Origin of the sequence: Aeromonas rivuli, assembly GCF_020149575.1 — a bacterium.
Taxonomy (GTDB): Bacteria; Pseudomonadota; Gammaproteobacteria; order Enterobacterales; family Aeromonadaceae; genus Aeromonas; species Aeromonas rivuli.
In genome coordinates, this window is record NZ_CP079742.1 from 2,203,958 (window position 1) to 2,215,850 (window position 11,893).

Genomic DNA, 11,893 nt, shown 5'->3' on the forward strand with positions numbered 1-11,893 from the left:
TTATACACCCCACAGCACGACGAACGCCGTCATCAGATAGACAAACAAGACCACTACCAGGGCAAATTGCAGCGCGCCCCGCAGACCTACCGGCTTGATATAGTCGGTCAGCACCTGCCACAGACCGATCCAGGCATGGATCAGCACAGAGAACAGGGCCAACAGGGTGAACACCTTGGTGAAGGTACTGGCGAAGAAGCCGACCCAAACGTCATAGGTGATGTCGTTGAAGGCGACGAATCCCACCAGATAGAGGGTGTAAAACGTCATGATGAGAGCGGTGGCGCGGATCAGGATGTAATCGTGAACGCCGCTGCGCCCGAAGGTTGCAGAATTGGTTACCATACCAGTACTCCCGCCAATACCGCCAAAACGCCGGTGATCACGAAGGCCACACGGGCGCTCTGTGAGCCGGATTCCAACTCTTCCCAATAGCCCATATCCATGATCAGGTGACGTATACCAAGCACGATGTGGTAGGCGAGCGCCGTCAGGATCCCCCAGAACACGAGTTTGACCAGGATGTTGTCCAGGATGGACATCACTGTGTCAAAACCCTCGGGAGAGGAAAGGGAAGTACCAAGCATCCACAGCAAGATGGAAAGCGCCACAAAGGTGATCACCCCTGAGACACGATGCAAGATGGAAGCGATGGCGGTGACAGGAAAGCTGATAGTCTGTAGGTCGAGGTTTACAGGTCTCTGTTTATTTTTCACGGCTTTGCCCACTCAGCTCCATTGAGCACGTTAGTTATTGTTTTCACAAACTATTGAGGGCACGGAGTGGCATTTGTTAGGTTTTTGTTACCAAAACAACTCGGAAAAGCCAAAAATAACATTTTCATTATCACATCTGGCTTTGCGAAAGCGTTTCAAACACCGACAGCCATCACCCACGAGGCGCAGTATATCGGCGGGCTTAACCAATGACAATCAAATAGCTACAAAGAAAACCCAAAACCGTAAACCAGATCTCACATCCTGTTTAACAAGGCATTAATGATCATTCAGCAAAATTGACAAGGCGGGGGATCTCTGGTTCAAATAAGGCGCTCCAGCCGCCCCCCGGGGAAGAAAAGGGTGAGAAACCCTTTTGCCTGAGTCATCAATCTCGTAATAGAGTACGACTGGAACTAATTATAAAAGAGCAAAGGAGACGTGCTATGGCTGATAAAATAGCCACCCTACACTTACCCGGAAAAGAGCCGGTCGAACTGCCGATCCTGTCCGGAACCCTGGGACCCGATGTGATTGACGTCAGAAAATTGGGCGCTCAGGGCTATTTCACCTTCGACCCCGGCTTTATGGCCACAGGTTCTTGTAAATCCTCCATTACTTACATCGATGGCGATCAGGGTGTCTTGCTGCACCGTGGTTACCCCATTGCCCAGTTGGCCACCCAAGCTAGCTATCTGGAAGTCTGCTACATACTGCTCTACGGCGAAGCGCCGACCAAGGCCCAGTACGCCGAATTCGAACGCATGGTCATGCGCCATACCATGGTCCATGAACAGATCGTTTACTTCTTCCGCGGTTTCCGCCGTGATGCCCACCCCATGGCCATCATGTGTGGTGTGGTCGGTGCCCTGTCCGCCTTCTATCATGACGCACTGGACATCAACAACGAACAGCACCGCGAGATCTGCGCCTTCCGCCTGCTCTCCAAGATGCCGACCCTGGCGGCCATGAGTTACAAATACTCGGTCGGCCAGCCCTTCATGCATCCGCGCAACGGCCTCTCCTATGCGGGCAACTTCCTGCATATGATGTTTGGGGTGCCGACCGAAGAGTACAAGGTCAACCCCATCGTCGAGCGCGCCATGGATCGCATCTTTACCCTGCATGCGGATCACGAGCAGAACGCCTCCACCTCTACCGTGCGACTGGCGGGCTCCTCTGGCGCCAACCCCTTCGCCTGTATCTCCGCCGGGATCGCCTCCCTGTGGGGTCCGGCCCACGGTGGTGCCAACGAAGCCTGTCTCAAGATGCTCGAAGAGATTGGCTCCGTGGATCGCATCCCCGAGTTCATCGAGAAGGCCAAGGACAAGAACGATCCTTTCCGCCTCATGGGCTTTGGTCATCGGGTCTACAAGAACCACGATCCCCGTGCCCAGGTCATGCGTCAGACCTGCCACGAGGTACTCGAAGAGCTGCAGATCAAGGATCCGCTGCTGGCCGTGGCCATGGAGCTGGAACGCATTGCGCTGTCCGACCCCTACTTCATCGAGAAGAAGCTCTACCCGAACGTGGACTTCTACTCCGGTATCATCATGAAGGCCATCGGCATCCCGATCACCATGTTCACCGTGATCTTCGCCATGTCCCGTACCATCGGCTGGATTGCCCACTGGAACGAGATGCTGTCTGATCCGGATCAGAAGATTGGCCGCCCGCGTCAGCTCTATGTCGGCGCGTCCGAGCGCGAATTCACTCCTCTGGAGCAGCGCTGATCAGCGCCATCTACATCAGGTGATCAACAAGGCGGTCATTGACCGCCTTTTTTTTTCGCGTTTTAATCCTCGCTTGAATTTGTCAACGAGGCCCTATCCCATGAAATTCCCCGTTCTCGCCGCCGCCCTGATCCTGACCGGTTGCCAACAGGCCCCTGTCCCTCAGGGTGAGACCCTCTTCGTCAATGCCGCCCTGGTGCCCTGCACCGGAGTCGCCCCCATGCAGTGCATGCAGGTCAAAGAGAGCAAGGATCAGGACTGGACGCTGTTTTACAGCCATATTCAAGGCTTTACCTTCGAGCCCGGCTATCTGTACGAGCTGAAGATTGCCAAGTTCAAGGTCGATAATCCCCCCGCCGATGCCCCCAACATCCGCTACGAGCTGTTGCAGATGGTGAGCAAGCGAGCGGCTGATTGAGCATCATCGTGCATAGAAAAGGCCGCTTCCGCGGCCTTTTTTCATGCTGACATCCAGGTTATCTGACTCAGCTCTTGCTCTGTTCGTGGGCGGAGAACTCAGCCATGAAGGCTTCGGCCCGCTCGACCATGCGGGTTGAGCCCACGAAGTAAGGGGTACGCTGATGCAGGGCGGTCGGTTGTATGTCCATGATGCGACGGAAACCGTCAGAGGCCTTGCCGCCGGCCTGCTCCACCAGGAAGGCGAGCGGGTTGCACTCATAGAGCAGACGCAGTTTGCCGTTGGGTGAGTTGGTGCCGGACGGATAGATGTAAATGCCACCCTTGAGCAGGTTGCGGTGAAAGTCCGATACCAAGGATCCGATATAACGGGCGGTATAGGGTCTGTGGGTTGCCTCGTCCAGCTCCTGACAATACTTGAGGTACTTCTTCACGCCGTCCGGGAACTTGATGTAGTTGCCCTCGTTGATGGAGTAGATCTTGCCCTCTTGAGGAACGCGCATGTTCTCGTGGGAGAGGCAGAAGCAGCCGATGGAGGGATCATAGGTAAAGCCGTTGACCCCGAACCCCGTGGTATAGACCAGCATGGTGGAAGAGCCATAAACCACATAGCCAGCCGCAACCTGTTGATGGCCCGGTTGCAGGAAGTCATTCAGATGCACTGGCGTGCCTGGCTCGCTGACCCGGCGGTAGATGGAGAAGATGGTGCCGACCGAGACATTGACGTCTATGTTGGAGGAGCCATCCAGGGGGTCGATCAGCACCACATATTTGGAGTGCGCCGAGAGGGCCGAATCGAAGGCGACGAAGTCCTCCTCCTCCTCGGACGCCATGCCACACACCTCTCCCCTCGCTTCCAAGGCCGCCTTGAAGCGCTCGTTGGCGTAGACATCCAGCTTCTGCTGCTCTTCACCCTGCACATTTTCGGCGCCGACCGACCCCATGATGTCGGCCAGGCCCGCCTTGTTGATCTCCCGGTTGACCACCTTGGCTGCGAGGCGAATGGAGCTGAGCAAGGAGCTGAGTTCGCCGGTCGCGGTCGGATAGTCCGCCTGTTTTTTGACGATGTACTCACCCAGGGTGATCATGTTCTTCATTATGTTTCCTTTGAGCGTTTCCGTTGGCGTTGAAAACGTTTGCAGGGCCGCGCAAAAAAAGTGCCGAGCCCGGCATCGTTGTTATGTAACCCAATGTAACGTTGAAAATTTGTTTTTGCAGCGAATTAACTCGTTGAAATTATGTTCAAAACTGCCAATCACATGGCGCTAAATCCCGTTTAAATCACTAATTTCAGGGCAGCATTCCCTAGTTAATTCGCTGTGATACATCTCGAGCCCTTGATGACGACACTTCTTCGTCACCCAGGCCGCCTCTGCGCCTTCCCCTGCCCGGCTGGCTGGCGACTTGCCGCCGTCCGCCGGATGTGAAGGCCATCGGCATCGGCTCACCCCTTGAGCTTTCACCATGGATATCGCACACTGGGGTCGCTTTGGAAGCATAAAAAAACATAAGGATATTCAATGAAGAAGACCCTCATTGCAGGGGCTGTGCTCGCCCTGTTCTCACTGCCGGCCCTGGCGGCTCAGGTTCCCTCTGGGACCAAGTTGCTCCCCCCTGACCAGCAGACCTTTGTCCGCAACATCGGCGCCGAACCCGCCTCCATCGACCCTCAACTGGTGGAGGAGAGTTCCGGTAGCGAAATCGTCAACGACCTGTTTGAAGGCCTCTATACCGTGGATGCGGATGGCAAGCTCAAACCCGCTGGCGCCCTGGGCTACGACATGGATGCCAGCGGCACCGTCTATACCTTCAAACTCAGACCCGATGCCAAGTGGTCCAACGGTGAACCCGTGACGGCGGCGGATTATGTCTATGGCTGGCAGCGGGCGGCGGATCCCAAGACGGCCTCCAACTATGCCTGGTTCATCGAGCTGACCGGGGTGACAGGCGCGAGCGAGGTGCTGGCAGGCAAGCAGCGTCCGGATACCCTGGGGATCAAGGCCATCGACGAGCATACTTTGCAGATCACCCTCAAGGCCCCGGTGCCCTTCTTCCTCAAGACCCTCTCCCACTACACCACCTTCCCGGCCCCCAAGGCGACCATCGCCAAATACGGCCAGGAGTGGGTCAAACCGGGCAATATCGTCTCCAACGGCGCTTTCATGCTCAAGGAGTGGACACCCAACGAGCGGCTGGTTGCCGAGCGCAATCCCAACTACTGGGACAACGCCAATACGGTGCTCAACAAGGTACTCTATCTGGAGATAGTGGCCGATACCGCCGCCTATAACCGCTATCGGGCTGGCAGCCTGCACTACACCAGCTATCCCCTTGAGCAGTATCCCATTTTGAAGAAGTCGACCCCGGATGAGCTGCTCAACGTGCCTATCCTGGCCAGCTATTACTATGTGTTCAACACCCAGCGCAAACCTTTTGACGATCCCCGGGTGCGCAAGGCGCTCTCTCTGGCCATCGACCGTGACACCATCACCGGCAAGATCCTGGGCCAGGGGCAGATCTCCGCTTACAGCTTCACCCCGCCCATCGTCGACGGCTTCGAACTCAAGAAGTCGACCAGCGAGCTGATGAGCAAGGAGGAGCGGATCAAGGAGGCCAAGGCGCTGCTGGCCGAGGCTGGTTATGGCCCGGACAAGCCCCTGAATGTGGATATCCTCTACAACACCAACGAGGGTCACAAGAAGATAGCCCTGGCCATCTCCTCCATGTGGAAGCACAACCTGGGCGTCAAGTCCGAGCTCAACAACATGGAGTGGAAGACCATGGTGTCGACCCTCAACGAGGGGGACTTCACCGTGAGCCGCTACTCCTGGAATGGCGACTACAACGATGCCTCCACCTTCCTCGATATCATGACCTCCAGCAGTTCGGCCAACAGCGGAAAATGGGTCAACAAGCAATATGATGCCCTGCTCGCCCAGGCCCATGATTCACAAGATCCGGCCGAGCGTAACCAGCTCTACCAGCAGGCCGAGGTGATCCTCGACCAGGAGGCTCCCATCGCCCCCGTCTACTTCTATGTGAAGTCCCGTCTGCTCAAGTCCTTTGTGAAGGGCTACCCCTATCACAACCCGCAGGACTTGGTCTATTCGAAGGACATGTACCTGGTAGCCCAGTAACGGCTCAACCCCGGGTTGACCCTGATACGACACAGCCCCGCATTGCGGGGCTGTTGTTTTAGCGGGCCAGATTAGAGCAAGGGCGCGGCCTTGCGACTGACGATGGGTTTGACCATCAGCTGGGCAACCAGTACCCCGAACAGAGTGAGGCTGCCGCCGACCAGGTGATAGGGGGTGAGCGTCTCCCCCAGCAGACTGACCGCCAATAGCGCCGTCATGATGGGTAACAGGTTCATGAAGATAGCCGTGCGGTTGGCACCAAGGCGCGAGATGCCCTGCATCCAGAGCCAGGGGGAGAGGGCCGAGGTGGGGATGCCTGCGTAGAGGATGAGCCAGAGCGCACGGCTATCGGGCAGGGTGCCGTCGCTTAACAGGAAGAAGGGGGTGAGGAACAGCAAGCTGCACAGCACCTGGCCATAGAGCATGGTCCAGCTATCCAGTCCAAGCTGCCAGCGCTTGAGCAACACACTGTAAAGGGCATAGGTGAGCGCCGACATCAACATGTAGAGGGAACCGGCCTGAACCCCCTGATGGAGCAGTTGGGCGGGATTGCCCTGCCCCAACAGCACCAACAGACCGAGCAGGGAGATGAGACCACCGAGCAGGGCGCCCCAGCTGGGTCGTTCATGCAACACCCAGGCGCTGAGCAAGACCGTCAGCAGCGGCGTCAACCCCATCATCAGGCCAATCTCGGTCGCCCCCAGGGTCTGGGCCGCGTAGTAGCCAAAGGTCTGGTTGAGCACCATGCCAAGCAGCGCCAGCATGGCCAGCTTGCCAAAACCGGCCTTGATCCGGGCTCGTTGCCGCCAGGCGGAACGAGCGAGAAAAGGGGTCAGGATCAAGGCGGCCACCAACCAGCGGGACCAGGCCATGGCCGCCGGCGACAACAACCCTACCGACAGCTTGCTGACGATACCGTTACCGGCCCAGATGGCCATGCAGGAGAAGGGAAAGAGAACCGCCAATGGAGGCATGATGTGTGACACCCAGTTAAACAGGCGCTCATTTTAGGAAGCCCTGCCCATGGTGCAAGCGCTATTTCATCCGGTGTGGTGGGAGCCGGACTCATACAACCGGGCCATCATGGCGACCGTGCGGTCCAGACAAACCTGGCGAGCCAAGGCGGAAACAATCAGACCCTCCGGGGAGGGTCTGGGCTGCGCATCGCAAAAACGGACTGACAACACTGTCAAGCCGCGTCCATGTGCAGACGACCTATCATGGCATTGACCTCGATCACCGTCTGACGATGAGGCAAGTCTGCCTGATTTGGCATCATTAACAGCCCGGACTGGAAGTCGAAGCGGCCACGGCCATGGATATAAATGCGCCCCTTGAAGAAAGTCTTGACGTGCTTTGCCACCATCAGCGGCAGGTATTTTTTAAATACTCTCATCGTTGCAACCTCTATGCAGTTGTACCCGTATGACAGCAGTTTCTGCGAAACGGTTCCCTGAAAAATGAATATTCATCCATGAACAACAAGCTCACACACTGAAAAAACCAAATGTTATCAGATTGTTTCGAGCGGTATTGTATGAGGTCCTGACAACCAGAGCAAGTTGCCTTTGTCCTCTTTCCATTCGATACAAGCCAGCCCCGAGGTCGCAAACATGGGCGCCCCTGCTGCCGGACTCAGCATCTGTACCAGATAACCCACCAGAGGCAGATGGCTCACCATGAGGATGCTGTCATGCTGCTCGGCAAGGGCGGTGAGATAGCTGGCCACCAGGGTGGGATCACCGTAAGGAGTGATGTCACCACTCTCCTCAACCTTGCTCGGGGTTGGCAGCACCTGGCTGATTGTCTGCCAGGTCTGACGCGCCCGCAGGTAGTTGCTGTGAATGACCAACCCAAGGCCCGCATCCAATTGAGGAGCCAGCCAGCGTGCCATGTGCAGTGACTCGGCAATCCCTTGTTCAGTCAGGGGACGCTGTTCATCGGTTTTCGCATTCATGCCAGCCTGGCCATGACGCATGATATAAATCTTCATTACAACCTCACCCTGTCGGGCCTGTTTTAACGGCGGGGGGATCTTACCCCGCTCTGCATGGGGAAACAATTGCGCTACCTCTCAGAAAAGGGTTTGCCCATCCTCTATCCGAGGTCGATAATCATCTTTAAATTCAAATAAATCCAACATGAGTCAGCGCCGATGAGCCCCTACGCCAGCCCGAATGACCACAGGCAATATCACTATCTGGAGCTGGCCAACCGGCTCAAGGTACTCCTCATTTGCGACCCTGAGACCGATAAATCGGCGGCCTCGCTGGCGGTCAATACCGGCCATTTCGACGATCCGAGCGATCGTCAGGGCATGGCCCATTTCCTCGAGCATATGCTGTTTCTTGGTACTCGTACTTATCCCAAACCGGGCGAATACCAGCAGTTCATGAGTCGCCACGGCGGCAGCAACAACGCCTGGACCGGCACCGAGTTCACCAACTTCTTCTTCGACATCGACAATGACTATTTCGAACAAGGGTTGGCGCGCTTTTCCCAGTTTTTCATCTGCCCCACCTTCGCACCCGAATGGGTCGATAAGGAGCGCAACGCCGTCGACTCCGAATATCGGCTCAAGCTGATGGATGATGTGCGTCGCAGCTATCAGGTGCACAAGGAGACGGTCAACCCGGCTCACCCCTTCTCCAAGTTCTCGGTCGGCAATCTCGACACCCTGGCGGATCTGCCTGGGCGCAGTTTGCACAGTGACCTCATAGGGTTCTACGAACAGCACTACAGTGCGGATCGCATGGCTTTGGTGATGCTCTCTCCCGAGTCTATTCCTGACCAATTAACTTGGTGTGAACACTTCTTCGGCCCCATCCTGGATCGCAATCTGGGGATCCCGACCGTGGATGTGCCCCTCTATCGACTCGAGGATCTGGGACTGTGCATCGAACAGACCCCGGTCAAGGAGAGCCGCCGCCTGAGCCTCACGTTCCCCCTGCCACCGGTCGATGCCTATTACGACAAGAAGCCGCTTACCTTCCTGAGTCACCTCATCGGCTACGAGGGGGATGGCAGTCTGCTCTCCCTGCTCAAGGAGAAAGGCTGGGTCAATCAGCTGGCCGCCGGTGGCGGGGTGAGCGGCAGCAACTTCAAGGACTTTGGCATCAACTTCGGCCTGACCCCCATGGGGGTTGAGCATGTGGACGACATCATCACGCTGCTGTTTGGCTACCTCAAGCTCGTCAAGCAAGAGGGGCTGGCCCCCTGGCGATACGAGGAGAAACAGCGGGTGCTCGAATCGGCATTCCGCTTCCAGGAGCGCGGCAAGGCGCAAGACACCGTCTCGGGGCTGGTGCTCAATCTCTTCATCTACCAGCCACAAGACTTGCTCCATGGCGACTACATGATGCGCGAGTATGACGAGACGCTGATCGCCCGCCTGCTCGCCAAGCTGACCCCTCATAACCTGAGGATGACCCTCATTGCCCCCGAGCTTGCCACGGACCGCCTCGCCCGCTGGTATCAGACCCCCTACAAGGTGAGCCAGATACCGGAGGCGGACAAGATCCGCTGGCAGCAGAGCGAACCCGATGCCGCCCTGCGCCTGCCCGAACCCAATCCCTTCATCGCCACTCGGCTGGAAGCCAGGGTGCCAGCGCTGGCCACCGACTTGCCCACCTGCCTCATCGACAGGCCAGGTTTTCGACTCTGGCACCTCCATGAGCACCAGTTCAGCGTGCCCAAGGGCAACCTCTACATCGCCATCGACAGTGAGCATGCGGTCAAGAGCCCGCGCCACATTGCCATGGCGCGGCTCGCCGTCGAGCTATTGTGCGATCACCTCAACGCCCTCACCTACCCGGCCGAGCTGGCAGGACTGGGTTACCAGATGTATGCCCATCAAGGGGGCTTCACCATCACCCTGAGTGGTTTCTCCGACAAGCAGGCGCTGTTGCTCGACATGATCCTCGCCAATCGCACCCTGGGCTATCCGGATCCGGCGCGCTTTGCCGCCATCAAGCAGCAGCTCATCCGCAACTGGGAGAATCAGGCCAAGACCAGGCCCATCAATCAGCTGTTCAACCAGCTCACCAGTTTGCTGCAGCCCAACAATCCCCCCTTCGAGCAGTTATTGCGTCACCTGCGCGAGGTCGAGATTGATGAGATGCCAGCCTTCGTGCAACAGCTGTTCAGCCAGGTCCATGTCGAGACCCTGGTACATGGCGACTGGCAGGAGAGCGAAGCCCTGGCCCTGGCCGCTCTGCTCGAGCGCCACCTCGCCCCTTATAGCCAGCCGAGCGCGGAGACCCGCCGCCCCCTGATCTCCATTCAGGACAGGGGCACCCTCATTCGCGAGCATGGTTGCGAACACGAAGACTCGGCGCTGCTGGTCTACTACCAGTCCCGCACTACCCGCGCCCGGGATCTGGCCTGTTTTACCCTGGCCAACCACATCATGTCCTCCACCTTCTTCCACGAGCTGCGCACCCGCCAGCAACTCGGTTATGTGGTGGGGGCCGGTAATCTGCCCCTCAATCGCCATCCCGGCCTCATCTTCTATATACAGTCGCCGGTGGCCGGGCCCCAGGTGCTGCTCGATGCGGTGGAGGAGTTCATCGATCTCTTCCCGCTGGCCATGCTCGAATTTAGCGAGCAGCAGTGGCAAGAGAGCAAGCGTGGCCTGCAGGCCCAGCTGTCCGAGCGCGATGCCAACCTGCGCAGCCGTGGCCAGCGCCTCTGGGTCAGCATCGGCAACAAGGATCTCGGCTTCGATCAGCGCGAACAGGTCTGCGAGGAGGTGGGCAACCTCAGCCGCGCCGATCTGGTGCGCTTTATCACCCAGTTGCGCTCACGTACCTCGGACAGGTTGATCCTCTGCAGCTATGGCCTGGGCCACGAGCACGACGAGCGCATCACCGGCCAGTTCATCGACGATACCAGCGCCTTTCGCCTCAATGCCCTGACCTTCGAGGCCTGATCCTGCTGAGCCGCTGGACGCCCGACCAAGAAAAAGCCGACCCAAGAGGGTCGGCTGGAAATACCACCATAAAGACGACCTGGGTCGCCAAACGTGAACATGAGCGTGAACATCAGGCACTGAGGCGAGTCGGCCTGGGCCATTGCCAGCAGTGATTGAGAAACAGGATCATCTTACTCACAACCTGTACTGCCCCGTTGATCTACATCAAAAGAGCTAAAAAAGAGGGGGCATGGTCCAGGACCTTGCCCCCTCTTCTCGTCAATCTGCCTGCCAGATCACAACGCGGCCATCTGTTCGCAGAGATGACTCAACCACGACGGGTCAGTCGATAAGCCACTTCATCAAAATAGGAGAGCTGACCAGCCATGACCCTGGGGTGATCCTGTTCGCTGCGTCTGCCCAGTACCTCGACCCTGAACGTTCTTTCAAACAGGGTGCGCACCGCCAACTCCCCCACCGAGAAAGGAGGTTGCGCCTGCTGTTCGGGCTGATACTCCAGGGTGATGAGCAGCACCTCCCCCCCCGCCACCATCAGGCGCGCCATCAAGTCGGCGTAATCCTGGCGCATGGCAGTGGGCAAGGCGATGAGCGCCGCCCTGTCATAGGCGAGCCGATAGCGGTGACCCAAGGATGCCGCGGCGAAGAAGTCCCCCTGATGAAGGGCTATCTCGCCACTCAGATGACGCCGGTAAGGACCCAGCACATCTTGCTGGACGCCAAGCCCCTGCTCCTCAAAGAACTGGCTGACGGCAAGCTGCGATAACTCGAAGCCATGCACGGCATGGCCCTGACGGCTAAGCCAGACCATGTCGGCAGACTTGCCACAGAGCGGCACCAACACAGGTCCCTGCTCGGGGCTGCCCTGCCAGCAATCTTGCAGGAAGGGATTCACATCTGCCTGATGAAATCCGATCCGGTTCTCTTCCCAACGCTTGTGCCAGAATGCGGCTTCCATCA

At 57.7% G+C, this 11,893-nt stretch carries 11 protein-coding genes; 4 read left to right on the forward strand and 7 right to left on the reverse strand.

Annotation, left to right across the window (positions count from 1 at the left end):
• Entirely contained in the window at positions 1–345 is a 345-nt protein-coding gene (gene sdhD / locus KYK33_RS10410) for a succinate dehydrogenase, hydrophobic membrane anchor protein (protein ID WP_005896890.1), read from the reverse strand.
• Entirely contained in the window at positions 339–728 is a 390-nt protein-coding gene (gene sdhC / locus KYK33_RS10415; RefSeq protein ID WP_042039818.1) for a succinate dehydrogenase cytochrome b556 subunit, read from the reverse strand. Before sdhC ends, sdhD begins: the two co-directional genes overlap by 7 nt.
• A gap of 434 nt (positions 729–1,162) precedes the next feature.
• Between sdhC and KYK33_RS10420 the strand changes: the two genes are divergently transcribed.
• Positions 1,163–2,449, forward strand: coding sequence for a citrate synthase (locus KYK33_RS10420; protein ID WP_224430441.1), 1,287 nt, complete (start codon positions 1,163–1,165; stop codon positions 2,447–2,449).
• A 100-nt stretch (positions 2,450–2,549) separates the two neighbouring features.
• Positions 2,550–2,867 carry a DUF4377 domain-containing protein gene (locus tag KYK33_RS10425; RefSeq protein ID WP_224430442.1) on the forward strand — a complete coding sequence of 106 codons (318 nt, stop codon included), beginning with the start codon at positions 2,550–2,552 and terminating at the stop codon, positions 2,865–2,867.
• Between the two features lie 67 nt (positions 2,868–2,934).
• Here KYK33_RS10425 and fbp read toward each other — a convergent pair whose 3' ends face one another.
• The gene (fbp, locus tag KYK33_RS10430) at positions 2,935–3,963 is read right to left on the reverse strand and encodes a class 1 fructose-bisphosphatase (protein WP_224430443.1); all 1,029 of its coding nucleotides are present in this window, start codon (positions 3,961–3,963) and stop codon (positions 2,935–2,937) included.
• Positions 3,964–4,386: 423 nt separating this feature from the next.
• On the opposite strand from fbp, the gene KYK33_RS10435 reads away from it, so the two are divergent.
• Positions 4,387–6,003 carry a peptide ABC transporter substrate-binding protein gene (locus KYK33_RS10435; protein WP_224430444.1) on the forward strand — a complete coding sequence of 539 codons (1,617 nt, stop codon included), beginning with the start codon at positions 4,387–4,389 and terminating at the stop codon, positions 6,001–6,003.
• A 71-nt stretch (positions 6,004–6,074) separates the two neighbouring features.
• Here the strand turns inward: KYK33_RS10435 and KYK33_RS10440 are convergent, their stop codons facing one another.
• From KYK33_RS10440 to sixA, 3 genes are all read right to left on the reverse strand, one after another.
• Positions 6,075–6,977, reverse strand: a complete 903-nt coding sequence (locus tag KYK33_RS10440) for a DMT family transporter (RefSeq protein ID WP_042039813.1) — start codon at positions 6,975–6,977, stop codon at positions 6,075–6,077.
• 215 nt (positions 6,978–7,192) lie between these two features.
• The gene (locus tag KYK33_RS10445) at positions 7,193–7,399 is read right to left on the reverse strand and encodes a DUF1107 domain-containing protein (RefSeq protein ID WP_042039812.1); all 207 of its coding nucleotides are present in this window, start codon (positions 7,397–7,399) and stop codon (positions 7,193–7,195) included.
• Positions 7,400–7,516: 117 nt separating this feature from the next.
• Complete coding sequence (gene sixA, locus KYK33_RS10450; RefSeq protein WP_224430445.1) at positions 7,517–7,996, reverse strand: phosphohistidine phosphatase SixA; 480 nt, start codon at positions 7,994–7,996, stop codon at positions 7,517–7,519.
• Positions 7,997–8,158: 162 nt separating this feature from the next.
• Between sixA and KYK33_RS10455 the strand changes: the two genes are divergently transcribed.
• On the forward strand, positions 8,159–10,933 hold the full coding sequence (locus tag KYK33_RS10455) for an insulinase family protein (RefSeq protein ID WP_224430446.1): 2,775 nt from the start codon (positions 8,159–8,161) through the stop codon (positions 10,931–10,933).
• Positions 10,934–11,243: 310 nt separating this feature from the next.
• On the opposite strand, the gene KYK33_RS10460 is transcribed toward KYK33_RS10455, so the two are convergent.
• The gene (locus KYK33_RS10460; protein ID WP_224430447.1) at positions 11,244–11,891 is read right to left on the reverse strand and encodes a thiopurine S-methyltransferase; all 648 of its coding nucleotides are present in this window, start codon (positions 11,889–11,891) and stop codon (positions 11,244–11,246) included.
• Positions 11,892–11,893: the final 2 nt, after the last annotated feature.

What these genes read in the sequence shown, in the direction of transcription:
- KYK33_RS10455 (WP_224430446.1), top strand. Translation starts at nt 8,159, where the DNA reads ATGAGCCCCTACGCCAGCCCGAATGACCACAGGCAATATCACTATCTG.
- KYK33_RS10445 (WP_042039812.1), bottom strand. Translation starts at nt 7,399, where the DNA reads ATGAGAGTATTTAAAAAATACCTGCCGCTGATGGTGGCAAAGCACGTC.
- sixA (WP_224430445.1), bottom strand. Translation starts at nt 7,996, where the DNA reads ATGAAGATTTATATCATGCGTCATGGCCAGGCTGGCATGAATGCGAAA.
- sdhD (WP_005896890.1), bottom strand. Translation starts at nt 345, where the DNA reads ATGGTAACCAATTCTGCAACCTTCGGGCGCAGCGGCGTTCACGATTAC.
- KYK33_RS10460 (WP_224430447.1), bottom strand. Translation starts at nt 11,891, where the DNA reads ATGGAAGCCGCATTCTGGCACAAGCGTTGGGAAGAGAACCGGATCGGA.
- KYK33_RS10435 (WP_224430444.1), top strand. Translation starts at nt 4,387, where the DNA reads ATGAAGAAGACCCTCATTGCAGGGGCTGTGCTCGCCCTGTTCTCACTG.
- KYK33_RS10420 (WP_224430441.1), top strand. Translation starts at nt 1,163, where the DNA reads ATGGCTGATAAAATAGCCACCCTACACTTACCCGGAAAAGAGCCGGTC.
- KYK33_RS10440 (WP_042039813.1), bottom strand. Translation starts at nt 6,977, where the DNA reads ATGCCTCCATTGGCGGTTCTCTTTCCCTTCTCCTGCATGGCCATCTGG.
- KYK33_RS10425 (WP_224430442.1), top strand. Translation starts at nt 2,550, where the DNA reads ATGAAATTCCCCGTTCTCGCCGCCGCCCTGATCCTGACCGGTTGCCAA.
- fbp (WP_224430443.1), bottom strand. Translation starts at nt 3,963, where the DNA reads ATGAAGAACATGATCACCCTGGGTGAGTACATCGTCAAAAAACAGGCG.